Source organism: Simkaniaceae bacterium, from assembly GCA_021734805.1.
In the GTDB taxonomy this organism is placed as follows: domain Bacteria; phylum Chlamydiota; class Chlamydiia; order Chlamydiales; family JACRBE01; genus Amphritriteisimkania.
On the sequence record JAIPIG010000034.1, the window covers coordinates 1 to 17,847 of the forward strand.

20 protein-coding genes and 1 tRNA gene are annotated in these 17,847 nt (G+C 40.7%); 4 read left to right on the forward strand and 17 right to left on the reverse strand.

Annotated features, from left to right (window positions below):
- On the forward strand, positions 1-439 hold a 439-nt coding region (locus K9M07_06875), incomplete at its 5' end, for an IS630 family transposase (protein ID MCF7852946.1).
- 102 nt (positions 440-541) lie between these two features.
- Here the strand turns inward: K9M07_06875 and K9M07_06880 are convergent.
- On the reverse strand, positions 542-1,630 hold the full coding sequence (locus K9M07_06880) for a hypothetical protein (GenBank protein MCF7852947.1): 1,089 nt from the start codon (positions 1,628-1,630) through the stop codon (positions 542-544).
- Positions 1,631-2,395: 765 nt separating this feature from the next.
- Positions 2,396-2,467 (reverse strand) — tRNA-Asn (locus K9M07_06885).
- A gap of 396 nt (positions 2,468-2,863) precedes the next feature.
- Between K9M07_06885 and K9M07_06890 the strand changes: the two genes are divergently transcribed.
- Positions 2,864-5,041 carry an ATP-dependent RecD-like DNA helicase gene (locus tag K9M07_06890; protein MCF7852948.1) on the forward strand — a complete coding sequence of 726 codons (2,178 nt, stop codon included), beginning with the start codon at positions 2,864-2,866 and terminating at the stop codon, positions 5,039-5,041.
- Here the strand turns inward: K9M07_06890 and K9M07_06895 are convergent.
- From K9M07_06895 to K9M07_06955, 13 genes are all read right to left on the reverse strand, one after another.
- Entirely contained in the window at positions 5,028-5,345 is a 318-nt protein-coding gene (locus K9M07_06895; GenBank protein ID MCF7852949.1) for a hypothetical protein, read from the reverse strand. The two genes, K9M07_06890 and K9M07_06895, sit on opposite strands and share 14 nt — an antisense overlap.
- A gap of 13 nt (positions 5,346-5,358) precedes the next feature.
- Positions 5,359-7,398, reverse strand: coding sequence for a methionine--tRNA ligase (metG, locus tag K9M07_06900; GenBank protein MCF7852950.1), 2,040 nt, complete (start codon positions 7,396-7,398; stop codon positions 5,359-5,361).
- A gap of 2 nt (positions 7,399-7,400) precedes the next feature.
- Complete coding sequence (locus K9M07_06905) at positions 7,401-7,616, reverse strand: hypothetical protein (GenBank protein ID MCF7852951.1); 216 nt, start codon at positions 7,614-7,616, stop codon at positions 7,401-7,403.
- Between the two features lie 29 nt (positions 7,617-7,645).
- Positions 7,646-8,257: a guanylate kinase gene (gene gmk / locus K9M07_06910; protein ID MCF7852952.1), complete on the reverse strand. Its 612-nt coding sequence runs from the start codon at positions 8,255-8,257 to the stop codon at positions 7,646-7,648.
- Positions 8,250-9,113 (reverse strand): YicC family protein, encoded by an 864-nt coding sequence (locus K9M07_06915; protein MCF7852953.1) that lies wholly within the window; start codon positions 9,111-9,113, stop codon positions 8,250-8,252. The genes gmk and K9M07_06915 overlap by 8 nt, the downstream gene beginning before the upstream one ends.
- A 37-nt stretch (positions 9,114-9,150) precedes the next feature.
- Positions 9,151-9,762, reverse strand: a complete 612-nt coding sequence (locus tag K9M07_06920) for a ribonuclease HII (GenBank protein MCF7852954.1) — start codon at positions 9,760-9,762, stop codon at positions 9,151-9,153.
- 182 nt (positions 9,763-9,944) lie between these two features.
- Positions 9,945-10,370 (reverse strand): 50S ribosomal protein L19, encoded by a 426-nt coding sequence (rplS, locus tag K9M07_06925; GenBank protein ID MCF7852955.1) that lies wholly within the window; start codon positions 10,368-10,370, stop codon positions 9,945-9,947.
- Between the two features lie 17 nt (positions 10,371-10,387).
- Positions 10,388-11,080: a tRNA (guanosine(37)-N1)-methyltransferase TrmD gene (gene trmD, locus K9M07_06930; protein ID MCF7852956.1), complete on the reverse strand. Its 693-nt coding sequence runs from the start codon at positions 11,078-11,080 to the stop codon at positions 10,388-10,390.
- Positions 11,081-11,110: 30 nt separating this feature from the next.
- Positions 11,111-11,446, reverse strand: coding sequence for a 30S ribosomal protein S16 (gene rpsP / locus K9M07_06935; GenBank protein MCF7852957.1), 336 nt, complete (start codon positions 11,444-11,446; stop codon positions 11,111-11,113).
- Positions 11,447-11,686: 240 nt separating this feature from the next.
- Positions 11,687-13,024: a signal recognition particle protein gene (gene ffh, locus K9M07_06940; GenBank protein MCF7852958.1), complete on the reverse strand. Its 1,338-nt coding sequence runs from the start codon at positions 13,022-13,024 to the stop codon at positions 11,687-11,689.
- A gap of 51 nt (positions 13,025-13,075) precedes the next feature.
- A complete protein-coding gene (gene prmC / locus K9M07_06945; protein MCF7852959.1) occupies positions 13,076-13,915 on the reverse strand; it encodes a peptide chain release factor N(5)-glutamine methyltransferase in 840 nt (279 codons plus the stop codon).
- A complete protein-coding gene (gene prfA / locus K9M07_06950) occupies positions 13,902-14,975 on the reverse strand; it encodes a peptide chain release factor 1 (protein ID MCF7852960.1) in 1,074 nt (357 codons plus the stop codon). The genes prmC and prfA overlap by 14 nt, the downstream gene beginning before the upstream one ends.
- 8 nt (positions 14,976-14,983) lie before the next feature.
- Entirely contained in the window at positions 14,984-15,289 is a 306-nt protein-coding gene (locus tag K9M07_06955; protein MCF7852961.1) for a type B 50S ribosomal protein L31, read from the reverse strand.
- A 209-nt stretch (positions 15,290-15,498) separates the two neighbouring features.
- On the opposite strand from K9M07_06955, the gene K9M07_06960 reads away from it, so the two are divergent.
- Positions 15,499-16,404: a hypothetical protein gene (locus tag K9M07_06960; protein MCF7852962.1), complete on the forward strand. Its 906-nt coding sequence runs from the start codon at positions 15,499-15,501 to the stop codon at positions 16,402-16,404.
- Here K9M07_06960 and K9M07_06965 read toward each other — a convergent pair.
- Together K9M07_06965 and K9M07_06970 are read right to left on the reverse strand one after the other, a co-directional pair.
- Positions 16,373-16,612 (reverse strand): hypothetical protein, encoded by a 240-nt coding sequence (locus tag K9M07_06965; protein ID MCF7852963.1) that lies wholly within the window; start codon positions 16,610-16,612, stop codon positions 16,373-16,375. The two genes, K9M07_06960 and K9M07_06965, sit on opposite strands and share 32 nt — an antisense overlap.
- Positions 16,609-17,043 (reverse strand): nucleoside deaminase, encoded by a 435-nt coding sequence (locus K9M07_06970; protein ID MCF7852964.1) that lies wholly within the window; start codon positions 17,041-17,043, stop codon positions 16,609-16,611. Before K9M07_06970 ends, K9M07_06965 begins: the two co-directional genes overlap by 4 nt.
- Positions 17,044-17,303: 260 nt before the next feature.
- Between K9M07_06970 and rpsO the strand changes: the two genes are divergently transcribed.
- Positions 17,304-17,573 (forward strand): 30S ribosomal protein S15, encoded by a 270-nt coding sequence (gene rpsO, locus K9M07_06975; protein ID MCF7852965.1) that lies wholly within the window; start codon positions 17,304-17,306, stop codon positions 17,571-17,573.
- Positions 17,574-17,847 lie beyond the last annotated feature (274 nt).

The following is a 17,847-nucleotide window of genomic DNA, read 5'->3' on the forward strand; positions in this document are numbered from 1 at the left end:
GATCGATATGTTGAATAAAAAAGTAGTTCTTCATGAGGATAAGACGTTGAATACGGCCTCTACGCTGGCTTTTTTTAAGAAAATAGAAGAAGCGTATCCTGTAGCGCAAACGGTGCATGTGTTCTGTGATAATGCGAGATACTACCGCAATGAGGAGGTAAGATGTTATGTTGAGGGATCAAAGATCAAATTGCACTTTTTACCGCCATATAGTCCGAATTTAAATCCGATAGAACGGTTATGGAAATTACTGAAAGAAAGAGTGTTATATAACACTTATTATGAAGGTTTTGATGAGTTTAAAATGGCGGTCATTGGATTTCTAAACAGTCTATCACGATTGAGTCCCCTGTCAGAACTGGGGAAAGCTTTAGCAAGCCGTGTCAGGGATCGCTTCAGCCCCGTCGGCACGCCCCTTCTCGCCAACTCTTCAGTTTGATTGTGTATACAAAATTCTTTGTTGCAGATTGGCAATTCTTTTATTATTAAATGACAAAAAATAAAGAGCCTTTCCATAAAAAGGCTCTTTATTTGATCTAAACTAGAAATTCAACGTTAAGCCAGCATTCAAACCTTCTAAGCTTAAATTAGAATATGTTAAACTTCTTAATGAAACATCTGCTCCTATTTCACGATAGCTTTGTGCAAGATTAAACCAAGTATTGAGTTCATAACCTAATTGTAATCTAATACCAAACCAATCCCAAGACCATTGCCATCCAAGGCCCGCTAACAATCTTGTTGTGAAAATAGTGCGGTTATCGTTATTAGTAAGTTTGTCAAAGATACCTGGTTCAACAGAATCATCTCTTGTAAACAAGAAATATTTATATTTACCGTATACTCCAGCAAAATCCAAAGTTTGGAAAATATCTAAACCTCCCCAAATTTTCCATCTAGCATCAAATCCACCAAATAATCCAAATGCATTGTAGTGAAAATTATTTTGGTGTGAGCTTGTACTTGCATTATTGGCTGTATAAAAAACAGACCAATCCTGATGCATAAAAGCACCTTTAGCGCCTGCTTTAACACGAAGATTGATATATGGAGTTACATTAATTGCTCTTCCCAAAAATAAATCAGCGATTTGGTATTTGAATGTTGAAGAAGAAGATCCCGACACTAGTGAAGATCCTGAGGTAACCTCTGGCATTGTGCCTACATAATTACCATAAATACCTGATGGTTGACTTGAGGAATTATTTTTACTTGTCTTATAGTAAGTGTAGTCACCTGTAATTTCCCAAAGGTCTCTTCCTTCACGATAACCTACAGTTACACGTCCTCCTGGCTTATAGCTCCAGCCAATTGTTTGTAAATCTCCTGCAAGAGCGGAGCGCGCATCAGGAGAATATGTTTCTGCAGGAAAATCTCTTGTAATAGCATAATCTTGTCCTGGAATATCTAATTTCCAATAAAGAAACTCACCACCAACAAAAAATCCGGCTTTAGCAAAAGCGTCAGTATTTGTAGAGTCACTGCTTTGTGTATTCATGCTATCAGCAGTAACATCTGCAATAAACATATTTTGTTTATTAATAAGATTATAATTGCCAGCAGCATCTTGGGAATAACCCAAGGAATGCAATAGAGCTACTGAACAAATTGATAAGAACATTTTTTTCATAACGCACCATAAAAATAAAAAGATTGTATTGCTAATGTGAAATCATTTTTGATTTAAAATCAATTGGTATTTTTTAACGAAATTGCCGTAAAGACCGGCTCTGTTTTCTAAATCTTTTTAGGAATATCTGAAAAATCGATTTGAAATGAAAACTTGATAAAATAAAAAAACCACAGGTAAAGTTTTTGTCGTCTAAAACAAATCCTACCTGTGGTGATTACATGAAATGTAACTGGTCTGAGTATAACAAATCTCTGATAAATCGTAGAAGCATCAATTTCTGGTTCTCTCCTGAATCCTGTAAAAAATGGAAAGCAAAGCTAAAAATAGAAGAAAGCGCTGCTACATAGCGAATTAACAGTTGCAGGAGATCTTTTTTCTCCCTTGATAGTTGGAGTCTCTAATAGGAGTTTTCTTTCTTTAGAAATTAGTTCCGGAGTAATATAAACAAGAGCGTATGTTCCAAAGCGATCTTTCCAGTAATTAAGATGTCTTCGAGTATCATTGGAGGATTTATGGTGTTCTAATATGCCATCGCTAATGAATCGATCAACAAGATCGTTGAAGGTGTGCTTTTGTCTTAGTTGAGAAAATTGATATTTGCCCGCTTTAATTTGTCTTTCGACTTCTCTTGTCCAATCATCAGCTTCTTGCTTGCAGTCAAATGTTTCGCAAACAGTTTTTACTGCACCACTGATGCACCATGAAGCAATTTCAGCAAAAAAAAAGCAGCTAGATTTTTACCTAACTGCCTTGTATTTAATGCTCCGGATGCTAGATTCGAACTAGCGACCAACGGATTAACAGTCCGCTGCTCTACCGCTGAGCTAATCCGGAATACGCGAATGCCAAGATCTTAACGAATTATGAGATTTAAAATCAACAATCGATTCAGCAAAAATAGAATTTTTGATTGAAAATTTTATTTTCATCGAGAGCTAAATCCTGTAGACTTTTTCTTGAACAGAGGCCGATCTCCCTGGATCCAAGCGGGGAGCTCACGTGGCCAACCATTAATAGCCAATATTCCTTGGCCGTCAAAAAATTTCCTCCCATTCATGGAGGGGATTTTTTTATAGGAAGCCATCTGATGAGACTTATACCAAAATAAGTAGAAGCATTGTTTTTTGGCGTGTGATGAAGCGGTATCGGATGACGGGCCAAATATTAACTATTGATGGGGGACTCATTTTGTCCTATGATTAATGACTCATTATATGACGATGGTTTTTTATGGAAGTATTAGAAGGGACGTTTGATCATTCAATTTTCTCAAATGAAGAGAATGGCTATTCTATTGCCCGCCTCAATCCCCTTAAAGGCGACAAAGTAACTATTGTAGGAATCCTTAGTGGAATCGACCCCGGTGAGTCAATCACATGTAAGGGGCGATGGAAAATCCATGCTGCGCATGGCAGACAGTTTGAAGTCTCAGAATACCAAGTTCGCCCTCCTCATACTGAAATCGGGATCCAGCGCTATTTAGAATCGGGAGCTATTAAAGGGATCGGCAAAAAATATGCCAAACGCATTGTTGAGCGCTTTGGTTTGCAAACACTTCAAATCATCGATGAATCCCCCCATCGCCTTCTAGAAATCGAAGGAATTGGTGTTAAGAGAATTGCTAAAGTCAAGGATTGTTGGCACGAGAAAAAGCAAGTGCGCAACGTCATGGTTTTTTTGCGCTCTCATGGAGTGGGAACGGCGCTTGCACAAAAGATCTACAGAAAATATGGCGATGAGAGCATTGACAAAGTCAAAGATGATCCCTACAAAGTTGCCAATGAACTCCTTGGTGTTGGCTTTAAAACGGTAGATGGCATTGCAAAGAGCATGGGCATTGCAAGTGATGCCCCTCAGCGCGTCACAAGTGGCATTGAGTATACACTGAGAAAAATGAGCGAAGAGGGACATGTCGGACTCCCTCAAGATGAACTTGTAGAAAAAGCTAAAGAGATTTTGGAGATTGAGGAAGAGCCCATTCTCCAATCAATTGAAACTCTAGTTGCTGAGATGCGTATTATTAAAAAAGAGGTGGGGGAAAACAATCTCCCGTTTATTTGGCTACGCCCCTATTACCTCGCTGAAGTGGGGATTGCAAAAGAGCTCACGCGTTTAAAAAATGAGACCTCGGCCCTTAGAAAAGTTGAAAAAGACAAAGCAATTCAGTGGATTGAAACAAAGCTCTCCCTACAATTTGCGTCCCATCAAAAAGAGGCGATTGCGACATCGGTATCAGAAAAAATTCATATCATTACGGGAGGACCGGGAACGGGGAAGAGTACCATTACAAAAGCCATTCTTGGAATCACCGAAAAATTAACAGAGCATATTTTACTCGCAGCTCCTACGGGAAGGGCCGCTAAGCGCATGTCGGAAATCACGCGTAAAAAAGCTTTTACAATTCATTCGCTTTTGGAGTTTGATTTTGCTAATCATGGCTTTAAACGCAATAAGAACAACCCCCTTTCTTGCGATCTCATCATTATTGATGAAGCCTCAATGATTGACACATTTTTAATGTACCATTTGTTAAAAGCTATCCCCGATAGAGCACGTCTTATTTTTATTGGAGATATTGATCAGCTTCCAAGTGTTGGTGCGGGCAATGTTTTAAAAGATCTGATCGAATCTAATACCCTTCCCACAACAAAACTCACTGAAATTTTTAGACAGGGAAAATTTTCCCGTATCGTCACAAATGCTCACCGGATCAATCGAGGCATTTTCCCCGATGTCACACCAAAAAAAACCGGTGATTTTCACTTTATCGAAGCGGAAAATCCCGAGCAAATTTTAGAGCTTATTGTCGACCTTAATGTGCGACGTCTTGTCGAGCATTATAATTTTGACCCCATTCAAGACATTCAAGTCTTGTCACCAATGAAGCGCGGACCCATTGGAACGGAAGCGATCAATCTTAAACTACAAGAAAAGCTCAATTCTTCCACGAATGAACTCCAAGCCTTTGGAAAAAGTTTTAAAGATGGCGATAAAGTTATGCAGATCCGCAACAACTATAATAAAAAAGTCTTTAATGGCGATGTGGGTATTATCACTTTTATCGATCGCGATGAACAATTTGTTGAAGTTGAGTATTACGGGCGGCCGGTAGAATATGATTTCACAGAACTCGATGAGATCATTTTAGCCTATGCCGTATCAATCCATAAGTATCAGGGAAGTGAATGCAAGTGCATCATCATGCCGATCCATACTAGCCATTTTAAATTGCTCTATCGCAATCTCCTTTATACCGGAATTACGCGCGGAAAAAAACAAGTCGTTTTAGTGGGAGCAAAAAAAGCGATTGCCATCGCAGTAAAAAATGACGAAGTAAAGAAACGCCATACCATGCTGAAATCTATTCTAAAGACGTCAGAAGAGCATAACGGAATTATTCCGGTATAGTCGGGAGCCAATGTTCTACGATCTGATGGCCTAATTTTGCACCAAGATAGGCACTTGCGATCCCGGCAGCAGGAAGGCTCGCTAACCATCCTATTAAAAGCCCTTTACACGACCAGTCCGGAATCACTTTTACTTCCTGATGACAAATGCCTGATAAGCCCAAAACGCCCCATATCATATATCCCGTTGTATTGGTCAGAGCAATAACCGCTCCACATGTTGTCATTGCAGAGCATCGTATGACCTCTTTGCAAGCCGGATGTCTCACTTGATCCGTATTGATACAACCTAGTACTCTCATCATCCATCTCCACAAATTATGAAACTCTATCACCAATGTGAGCTGATTGAAGGCTAGGAAGGTCGAGATCTTTTTCTCCCGCAGCAAGAATCATCCCCTGGCTCTCAATTCCCATAAGGTTGGCAGGCTTTAAGTTAGCTACAACTAAGATTTTTTTTCCAATAAGCACTTCAATATCAGGAAAAGACTGAGCAATTCCCGAAACAATCGTTCTTTTTTCAAAACCAAGATCAACTGTCAGTTTGAGGAGTTTTTTACTTTTGGGGACATTTTCAACTGTGAGAATTTGAGCTACCCGCAAATCAACTTTCTGAAAGTCATCAAAAGAGATCATCTCTTTCAGGGGCTCATATGAAGGTGTTGATGGCGTTTCTTCAACCTGTTTGAGATGCTTCATTTCTTGATTCATCATGTCATCCTCAATTTTTGAAAAAAGAATTGTTGGTTTTTTGAGTTTCATTTGATTGGAAGAAACCGTCTCTATTTCATCTCTAAAATGAATCATTTCAAGCGCTTTATTAATACCGAGTAAATCCCACAATTTAAGCGCTGCTTCGGGAATAATGGGATAAGAGAGAATAGCTAACACTTTCAAACAATGAAGACAACTTGCCATTGTCGTAAGTAGGGCCTGTTTATCTTCTGTTTCTCTGATCAGAACCCATGGTTTTTTTTGATCAAAGTAGACATTGCCAAGTGCAGCGAGTTGCATGAGCAAACCTGCAGCTTGTCTCACTTTAAAATGTTCATAGGCATGTTGAGTTTCAATAGCCAAGCTTTCAATTTGAGAGAGGAAAGCTTGATCTCTTTCATCAAGCGCTTCTATTGTGATCTCCTCTTCACCCAGTTTATTTTCAATAAATGTAAGAACACGATTTGCAAAGTTTCCAAATTTACCGACGAGATCCCCATTCACTCTCTGCTTAAAATCATGCCACGTAAATTCAGAATCGGATGTCTCAGGCGCATTAGCCGCAATGGTATAGCGGATTTGATCAGAAGAAAACCGGGTGAAAAAGCGCTCTAAGTCAATGGTCCATCCGGTTGATTTGTTAAATTTTTTTCCTTCAAAATTATAAAATTCATTCGCCGGAAGTTGATTGACAAGTTTATAAGGTTTATTTTGCCCCATAATCATCGCAGGAAAAAAAATCGCATGAAAAGGGATATTATCTTTCCCGATAAATTGAATATACTCTGTGGATTCATCGAACCAATATTTTTCCCAGGCTTTTTTATCGCCTATTTTTTCTGCCCATTCTTTTGTCGCTGAAATATATCCAATTGGAGCATCAAACCATACATAAAAGACCTTCCCTTGCGCATCCGATAGAGGGACGGGAATGCCCCAATCAGAATCTCTAGTAATCGCTCTGGGATGGAGGTTTTCAACGTAGTGCTTTACAAAAGCAACGACATTGGGCTTCCAGTCTTTAGTTGATAGCCAGTCATTCAATCGATCTTTAAAAAGATCAAAGCGTAAAAACCAGTGTTTTGTCGACTTCTTTATGAGAGGGGCCCCTGTGACCTTAGATCTTGGATTTTTTAAATCAGAGGCTTCAAAACTCGCTGCACATTTTGGGCATTCATCCCCTCTTGCTTCTTCATAACCACAACGTGGGCACGTTCCAATCACATAGCGATCTGCCAAGAAGCGATCATCCGCTTCTGAATAGAGCTGCTCGGTTACTTTTTCTTCAACATAGCCATTGGCCTTGAGGTCGTGAAAGAACTCAACTACAGTCTCCGTATGAATCGGACTCGTAGTACGCGAATAATGGTCAAAAGCGATATTGAGTTTTTTAAAAAAATCCTTGTTAATCGCATGGTAAATATCGACATGCTCTTTCGGCGTGTGCCCTTCTATTTCAGCACTCATCGAAATTGCAAATCCATATTCATCCGATCCGCAAACATACAGCACATCATGTCCCATCACTCTTTGAAATCGAGAATAGACATCAGCGGGTAAAAAAGCCCCGGCAATATGACCAAAATGAAGAGGCCCATTGGCATAAGGAAGAGCAGAAGTGATTAAGATGCGCTTTTTGGTCATTCTTAGACCTCAGGGTGATCGCTTTGAATCGGCATTTTAGACTCATGCATTTTTGCTTGAGCCTCTTTTCTCATCTCATTTAAAAGGCGGCTTAACACAACTTCTTCGCCGGCTCTAATATGATTTTGTGCTATGCTGATGATGTGTAGAGCCAATTCAAATTTATTGGCATACGCTTCCACAAACTCTTCATTCGTTAAATGGTGTTTCACACCCATGTTTCCCCCTATTCAATATTGTTGACAATTTATAATAAGTCGCGATTGCGGTATTCCTCAGCAATCATAATGCTTTTTAAAATCTCAAAAGCCATATCGAGCTTTTCGTTTACAATGAAGTAATCGTAATGTTCGGCTCTCTCAATTTCAGTTTCAGCCCATTTGAGTCGTTCAAGGATCATTGCATCGCTTTCCGTCTTGCGATTCCCGAGCCTTTTTTTGAGCTCTTCCAGTGAGGGCGGTGCAATAAAAACAAAAACTGCTTTGAAAAACTCTTTCAGTTTGAGAGCCCCCTGAGTATCGATGACTAAAATGATGTGCTTGCCACTATTGATGATTTGCTCTACATCTTTTTTTAAAGTCCCGTAATAATGCCCAAAAACTTCGGCATACTCTAAAAATTCATCGCGATCTTTCTTTGCAAGAAAATCTTCCTTGGTCATGAAGTGGTAATGTTGACCCGGCACTTCTTTTTTGCGCGGCTTTCTCGTTGTACAAGACGTGCTTTCAACGACATGCGGCGCAAAATAATCGCATAGCATATGAGCTAAGGTTGACTTCCCGGTTCCGGCAGGTGCACTGATGACAAAAACCAGGCCTTGGGGAAGATTCCCGACTAAACTTGGTGTTTTCTTATTCAATATTTTGTACCTGTTCTCTAATTTTCTCGAGTTCGCTTTTAATTTCCAGCACACGTTTGATCATCTCTAAATCAAAACATTTCACCCCAAGAGAATTCACTTCTCTGTTCATCTCTTGGATAAGAAAATCGAGCTTTCGCCCCATTGACTCATCACGACAGAGTGTCTCATTAAATTGTTTAACATGCGATTTTAATCTGATAATTTCCTCAGTAGTATCCACCTTTTCAGAAAAGACCACAACTTCTTTTATGACCCTTTCCTCATCTTTTTGCTCGAAAACCCCCGCTTCTTGTAATCGATTTTTGAGTTTCTCCGCAAATTTTTGAGGTGCTCGATCCATGCCATTTTCGATAGCTTCAACATGCTGCTCAATTTGATTCAAGCGTTGCTCAATATCTTGAGCAAGATGAACCCCTTCACGCTCTCGCATAGCAATCCAATCTTTAGCGGCTTTATCAAAGACAATACGCACGTCAGCGAGGAATTTCTCACGATTCAACGGCATTTCTCGATGGGGCATGCGCAAGAACATTTCAGCTAAAAACTCGATTGAATGAACAGGAGGCATATCGAGCGCCATTGCGATCTGATTGAGCTTCGTTTTAAGCTCCCCTAAGTTCTCTTCGTCAAATTCAACACAGAGATCCCCTTTCTTTGCCTCTCGCATCAGTCTGATTGAAATGGACCCCCTCTCGGCAATCCTTTGAATCCACTTTCTCAAGTGGAGATCGAGCATAAAAAAGTCCTTAGGGACAAAAGTACTCACATCGAGATTCTTTTTATTTACGGAATAAATCTCGAGATAAAAATCACCAATATCTGTTGATATATCGGCTCGACCAAAAGCCGTCATACTTTTAACCAATTGTATACCTCAAAATGATGAATAACTAAATAAGCAATCTTTCTTTCACAGGGGCAAATGACCTGCGATGAATAGGAGATGGCCCGAGTTGATGTAGAGCCACTAAATGCGCCTTTGTTCCATACCCCATGTGGCTTTTAAACCCATATCCGGGATACTTTTGATCGATTTCCCTCATGATTCGATCTCTTGTCACTTTAGCAATAATCGAAGCAAGCGCAATCGAAAGCTCAACAGTATCACCCTTAACAATGGGCAAATCGGGAATCTTCATCCTTGGTGATAGATGACCATCAACGAGCAAAAAGTCAGGCTTGATTTTTAATCCGTCAACAGCGAGTTTCATTGCCTCAAATGTCGCCTGCAAGATGTTGATCTCATCAATGCGTGTATGAGAAACAACACCTGTCGCAAAGACAATGCGATCACTTTTTTTCAACTCATCAAACATTGCTTCTCGCTGTTTGGAAGTCAGTTTTTTACTATCCCGAATCTCTTCTAAACCCCGGTCATCTAAAATAATCGCTCCGGCAGCAACGACAGGCCCGGCAAGCGGACCTCGCCCGGCTTCATCAATCCCGGCTACGAGCAAATAGCCCTCATTATGCAATCGCTTTTCATTTTCTCTCTGCAACATCTTCGACTCAATTGAAGATGCCACTTTAATTCATAACAGTGTTATCTGTATACTGAAAATTTTTGCGTAAGGTGAGTTAAAAACGACAAAAACCAGCAATAAGGGCGATAGTCCCATTGCCGGTTTTTTTTAACTCATATGAACCTATTCTCTAATGAGAATAGGTTCACTGATCTTTAAAATTAGTTATTCTCAGCTTCAGCTGCAGTGTTGTTTGTTTCGGCTTTCACATCTTCTGTTACGACAATGCTTTTTTTACCGATTCTTTCTTTAACTTTTGACGCTTTACCCATTACACCACAAATGTAGTAAAGTTTCGAACGGCGAACTTTACCTTTTCTCACAACAGCGATGTCTGTAATGCGAGGACTGTGAAGCATAAAAACACGCTCCATAGCCGATCCATATGCAGTTCTGTAAAGTGTAATATTTTCAGAAAGACCACTTCCCTTTCTAGCTACAACTGTCCCGGTCAGAGACTGGATTCTCTCTTTTCCACCCTCAATAATCTTAAAAGAGATTTTGAGGTTATCTCCGATTCTAAACTCCGGGATTTCTTTTTTCAGTTGCTCAGCTTCAATGGCTTCAATAAGAGCTGGACGACCCATTTAATTCTCCTAAACGTTCATTCTTTGTACAGGTTTGACTGATCCAAGAGATCAGGTCTCACCTGCTGTGTTTTCAATAAGGCTTTGTTTCTTCGCCACTTTTCTATTTCTTTATGGTGACCGTTGAGAAGAACTTCGGGAACTCTTTTCCCCTCAAACTCCTCCGGTCTCGTATAATGCGGCGCATCAAATAACATCTCTTGCTCAAAAGAGTCCTGATTTGCAGCCTCTTCATTCCCAATCACTCCGGGAATAAACCGAGAAATTGCATCGATGAGAACGATGGCTGCCGGTGCTCCTGATGTAAGCACATAATCGCCAATACTTATCTCCTCATCAATCTCAGACTCAATCACGCGTTCATCAACGGCTTCATAATGGCCACATACTAATACAAGATGTGGCAATTGAGCGAGCCGGCGGCATTTCGCTGCCGTTAAAAGTTTCCCCTGAGGTGAGAGTAAACAGACATGGCTCTTTTCACTTCTCACACTTCGAATCGCCTCAGTTAAGGGCTCAGGTTTAAGCACCATTCCGGGACCTCCTCCATAAGGACGGTCATCGACAGTCTGATGCTTATCATGTGCAAAGTTACGAATATTAACCAGATTGATATCAATCAACCCATTCTTTTTAGCTCGCTTCAGGATACTGACATCAAATGGCCCCGTAAAATAATCCGGAAAAAGTGAAAGAATATCAAATTTCATGCGCCCCTCTCACCCCGGAAAATAATATATTTACGCAGCTGCGGCCTTAGCTTTTCTCGCTTTTCTTTTATCGAGAAGCTTTTTTCTCTTGTCTAATTGCTTGTTGAGCCAGTTTTTATATACTTCCGGAGCTCCTCTTGCAATTAAAGAAACCGTTTTTTCAGTTAGCTCTGCGCCTTGCTCAATCCAAAATGCCAATCTTTCATGATTGATGACAGTATCTTCTTCACCTTTGCGATGAGGGTCATACAAGCCAATTTTTTCAATGTACTTTCCATCTCTCGGTAAGCGTGAATCAGCTACAACCAGTCTATATAAGCGGTGATTTGTACGTCCTTGTTGACGCAAACGAATTTTGAGTGCCATGTTCTTAGTTCTCCTTCATAACTTTAAGGCAACAGTTTAATCGGTATTAAGAAAAAAAACGACCAAAAAGTTGATTTTGCCAATTATACCGAACGGTACAGATTGCATCAACATTCAGCGCCTTACCCTTTTTTGCCTCTTTTGGGCATAATTTTGATCTAATCACCCGCCTGTGATCTTCAAATTAAGCCTAAAACAGTCAAAAAATGGCATTAAAACCAAAAAGTTGGACGCGGGACTCTAGCTAAATAGTTTAGACATTAAGGGATTTTTCTTCATCTTTTTTTGTAGTTTTGGCATCTGTTTAAACATTTGCTTTACTCTTTTAAAGCCCTTTACCATTTTATTGACATCATCAATGGTCATCCCGCTACCTTGCGCGATCCTTCTCCTTCTTGAAGGCTCTAGCTCCACAAGCCCCTCTCTCTCTTCTTCTGTCATTGAGAGGATCATTGCCTCCATCCGATCAAGTTCCTTACCCGACATATCAAAATCAGCAGGGAGCTGATTCATTCCGGGAAGCATTGTCATTAAACTTTTAAATGACCCCATTTTTTTAAATGCCGACATTTGTTTGAGGTAGTCATTATAAGAAAATGAGGCATTTTTCATTTTCTCTTGCATTCTTTCAGCTTCGCTCTCGTCAAAATGATCCTTGGCCTTCTTAACGAGATTGATAATATCACCCATTCCAAGAATACGATCAGCCATAGAAATCGGGTTAAAAAGCTGAAGATCTCCCATTTTTTCCCCAATCCCTTCAAACTTGAGGGGCTTCTGGGTCACCTCGCGAATAGATATTGCAGCACCGGCGCGACTCGTTCCATCGAGCATTGTTAGGATCGTTCCGGTAATCCCTATTTTCTCATCAAACTCTTTTGCCGTTTTGACAGCATCTTGACCTAGGGCTGCATTTGCCACAAAAAGCGTCTCATGGGGATCGAGAAACGCTTTCACATCTTTCAGTTCACCCATCAAAGCTTCATCAATATGAAGCCGTCCGGCAGAATCAACGATAACGACGTCAAATCCATTCGCCTTAGCATACTCAATCGCTTTCTTAGCTACCTTTAATGGCTTATTTTCTCCCTCCAGGGTGAAAACAGGCACGTTAATCTGACTGCCCAATGTTTTAAGCTGTTCAATCGCTGCCGGCCTTTGTAGATCACATGCAACGAGAAGGGGCTTTTTCAAAAACTCCTTGCCCGATAAGTAATTGGCTAGTTTAGCGCAGTGCGTCGTTTTACCCGACCCCTGAAGCCCGCAAAGCAGAATCACAGCTAAATCGCTTTTAAGATTGAGACGAGCCTCTTCACCCCCCATTAAAGAAACGAGCTCATCATGGACAACCTTGATGAACTGATCCCCGGGAGTGACGGATTTAACAACATCTTCGCCAAGAGCTTTCGCTTTAACTTGCTTGATGAAATGACTCACAACAGAAAAATTAACATCCGCATCGAGAAGAGCTAGACGCACCTGACGGACGGCCTCTCCAATATTTTCTTCAGTTAATTTCTTTTGACCTCGCAAACTCACAGCTAGTGATTGGAGTTTTTCAGTCAGTGCACCAAACATGGCAACCCTTTTGAAGACATGGATTTAAAAAGGACTATAATAAACAAAAAATTATTGATTTTCAAGGAAAAAGAAGCGATCGTGCCCTGCCAAATCCTTTTCGCAGGAGATTATCTTTAAAGAGGTCGTATTAAAAATTTGACTCACCTGATTTGCTTGATTTGCCCCGATTTCTACAAAAACGAGCGCCCCCGGGTTGAGATAAGACGGCAACTCTTCAGCCATTTTACGGTAAAAATAAAGCCCCTCATCAGGAGCTACAAGCGCCCGTTTAGGCTCAAAATCTTTAACACTCGCATCGAGCTCTTCATACTCTTGCTCACTAACATAAGGGGGATTACAAAGAACAACGTCGGCACCGACAGCTTTTAAAGGCTCTAAAAAATCTCCAAGCAATACCCTCACATCAAGACCTAGTCTTTGAGCATTATCTTTGGCAAGAGCAATGCAACTCGGATCAATATCGCATAAATTGACATCAAACTCTAAAAACGCCTTTTTGAACCCAAGACCAAGACATCCGCTGCCGCAACAAAGATCAACAGCAACCCCTGTCTCAATCCCCTTTTCGCGCACTCTTTTTGCTGCAAAATCGAGCATCAACTCCGTTTCCGATCTGGGTATTAGAGCGCACTTCGACAATAAAAGCTCATTGCCATAAAAATCGACTTTTCCGATCACATACTCAAATGGCTCTCCCTTTAGCACCCGCTCGATAAGATTATCCGCTCGCAGCATCTCGTCATGACTAAGGTCTGAGTAAAACTCAACCTGATCTTTAGACACACCGCAAACATGGGATAAAATTGATTCGGCAACGAGCCGAGGCATTGCAACACCCCTTCTCGCCAATGAATCCCGACAAAGAGCTAAATAATCAGACGCCTGCATTTTCTAACGACTTTTGGTAAAAATGAGCAACTAAAGCTTGAGTCACCATATCGAGGTCACCATTCATAATTTGGTCGAGCTTGTAGAGCGTGAGATTAATGCGGTGATCAGTCAAACGATTTTGTGGAAAATTATAGGTGCGAATCCTCTCAGAACGATCTCCACTTCCCACCTGAGATTGACGAAGCGACGATCTCTCTTCGTGCTTTTTTCTCTGAGATTCTTCTGCAAGTTTTGCTGCAAGAAGGCGCATCGCCTTATCTTTATTTTTGTGTTGAGAACGCTCTTGTTGACAATAGACAACGGTTCCTGTGGGCATATGCGTAATGCGCACGGCAGAATCAGTTGTATTGACATGCTGCCCCCCCGCTCCGGACGCGCGATATGTATCAATTTTCAACTCAGTCTCATCAATATGAATCTCTTCATCTTCCGCAGGCTCGAGAAGAACGGCAACTGTAATAGCAGACGTATGAACTCTTCCTTGCGCCTCAGTCTCAGGAACGCGCTGAACTCGATGAGTCCCCGCTTCATATTTCATCAGGCGATAGACATCTTTTCCTGACAACACCATGATATATTCTTTATAACCGCCTATCTCCGACTCAGTATAAGACAAAGGATCAACAGTCCAACCCTTATCCCCTGCATATAATTTATACATACGAACACAATCGCCAACAAATAGAGCGGCTTCATCCCCACCCGTACCGGCGCGAAGCTCTAAAATGGTATTTTGACTGTCAGTTGGATCCGGGGGAACGATAAGTGAGTGAAGCTGCTGCTGGAGCTTTTCCTTTTTTCCATACAAAGGAGGGAGTTCCTCTTTAGCAATGGCAACAAACTCAGGATCACTCTCTTCTTTAATCAGCTCTTCATTATCTGCGATGTCTTTAACAGCCTTTTGATAAGATTGCCAAACCTCTTTAAGCTCGGAAAGATAAGCGTGTTGTTGAGTCAGCTCGCGAAATTTAACTTTGTCATTGACAACCTCAGGTTGTCCGAGCTGATCCTCAACTCCATCCAGTTTTTTAAGAAGCTCTTGAATTTTTGCTTCCATAAAGGTGCTTATTTCTTACCCTTTTTAGCTTTACCCTTTGGTGGCTCTTCCTCTTCCTTTTTTTGGACAGGCTTTTTTGTTTGATATTTCTTTAAGAACTTATCAATACGCCCTTCAGAATCAACAAACTGTTGGCTGCCCGTAAAGAAAGGGTGCGAAGCAGATGAAACAGATAAATACGACACAGGATAGGTCGTGCCATTATGCTCTTGCGTTTCTTTGGGCTTCAGTGTGCTTCCACAGACAAACTTAGATCCGGTTGCCGTATCGATAAAGAGAATATCTTGATAATCGGGATGGCCTTCTTTTTTCATTTTTTCTCCACTAAAATAACGTTATGTTTAGGCCCTAAAGCATACCGATAGGGAAGGAAAAAAACAAGCCCTGAATATCTATCACCTTATTTTATTTTATTTTTTAAAAAAAAATTTGCAAAATGAGCGATGTTTTGAATTGATTGTGATTTTTTAACGGTTGGGCTATCATATTCATAAACGAACTCAAAAGTTGGTTTCTACACACTATGAATTATTCAAGAACATCCGTCTTTTCAACCGCCCCTAAACTCCTACAATGGATCATCATTTTAATGGGGGCTTTTCCCCTACTGGCCACCCAAGTTAAATCCTTTTTTGGGTTCATTTCACCTCATGCTCTTTTTGGCCTATCCGCCTGGGGCCTCAAACACGGTTTTGTTTGGCAACTCTTGAGCTATGCATTCTTATATCCCCACCCCCTTTCACTCAGTTTTAGCCTTCTTTTATCTCTGTTTTTCAACCTCTACCTCCTCTTTTTTGTCTCCTTATCTATTATAACGCTGCGTAGCATGCGCGATTTTTGCTTTCTTTTCTTTGGAGGCCTTCTTTTTACGGGCCTTTCGGTCGCGACTTTATTATTTACAACCGGCGCCCCCTTTGTCTATTGCTCAACTTCAAGCGCGATATTTCTCATGCTGACAGCGTGGATGATGATCGACCCCGAAAGGCAAATCCTCCTTTTCATGACACTTCCTATTAAAATCAAATGGCTTGCTCTTATCTTCTTTGGCGGACAAATTTTGATTGAGTTTGTCAATGGCCACTTCATTGAATTCACCGGTCTTTTCTTCCCCTGTCTTTATGCTTGGCTCTTTTCCGTACTCCGCTGGGAAATCAACAGCCCCTTTGCCTTCCTAAATCGCCTGGAAAACAGCTTGATTCGACTCAAGCACCGCATCGGCAAAAGATGGCAAAACTCCAATATTCAATATGTTAACAAAGAGGCCAAAGTCTACGACTTTAAAACAGGACAAGCGATCATGGATGACGAGCATTTCATGGATGTTTGCCTATCCAAAGTCTCAAAATACGGGGAAGAATCCCTCAGTTGGAAAGAAAAGCTAAGAATGCGCCGCATTTCTAAGAAGCAGATGAAGAAGAAAGCCTTTTAATCCCTTCTTCCATGCAGTAAGCAGCTAGGCAAGCCTGAATACCCTCCAGAACGCCCTCTTCATATCTGAAAAAGGGATGGTTTTCCAAAGCGGGAAAATCATTGGGCTGCAAAATATCATCACTTGTAATATTAGGAACAATTTCGCTAGCAATTTTCAATAATTTTTTTTGTTGATTGACGATCATCTCTTCAAATAGCTGTCTCATTTTAACCGCTTTTGTTTAAAAAATTGTTTTAACATCTGAGCCGACTTTTCCGTGTAATCTAGAAAATCAATTTTAATACGGTGAATCGGATGCTTAATAGAAAATACATCGATGATGCTTCCACAAGCGCCATGCCGCAAGTCAGGACATCCATATACGATCCGATCAACTCGAGATAAGATTAGAGCACCGGCACACATAATACAAGGCTCTAAGGTCGTATAAAGCGTGCTTCCCACCAACCTAAAATCACCCATTTTTTCCGTAGCCCTCTGAATACAAACAACTTCCGCATGATTCATAGCATTCTTGGAGGCCTCGGTCATGTTATATCCTCTTGCAACCACTTGATTATCAAGAACTAATACCGACCCAATGGGCACTTCATCTAAATCAAATGCTTTTCGAGCTTCAATAAAAGCTTCAGCCATAAAATAGTCATCCCTCTGAGAGAGATCGATAAACTCCAAGGAAATACCCACTGCCTTTTGATGTGTTTAACTCAACTTTGCAAATTTTCTTTCTACCCGTAAATTTAAATAGGGCAAGACACTACTTTCTTTGCAAAGTCGAGTATAGCACAAAACTTCAATATTTTGGGATTGCTCCTTTTAAATGCCTGTGTTATAATAGTTGCAAATGTCATAAGATATACATTGTCTAAATATTTATAAAGTAAAGGGGACCCCCTATGTCTTTAGATAAAGGTACTAAGGAAGAAATTACTAAAAAATTTCAGCTTCACGAGAAAGATACCGGGTCGGCTGACGTACAAATCGCGCTTCTTACGGAACGCATTGTAGAACTCACTGACCACTTAAAAATATCTCCGAAAGATCACGCCTCTAGGCTTGCTCTTCTCAAGCTTGTTGGTCAAAGAAGAAAACTTCTAGACTACTTGAACTCGACAGATACAAAGCGTTACCAAACGCTCATCAACCGCTTGAAGCTCAGAAAATAGTCTCTAGATTTGACTTTTGTTAAATCTTTTATTTAAAAAGGCAGTGTTCACTACACTGCCTTTTTTATCGCTGACGGCGTAAAACCCCCGCCTTGAGGCGTGGGGATATAAGCTGCTTTTTTTTTCTTTTAAAATATATATATATTCCATATTAAAATTCTATCACCTTTAAAGGTCTAACCGAGGGGCACTCGGGATGTTAAGCCTTTGGAGAGAATGTAAGACCGGAGGGCATGGGTTGTAAAAAACGTAAAAGTCCTCTTTGGACTTTTGC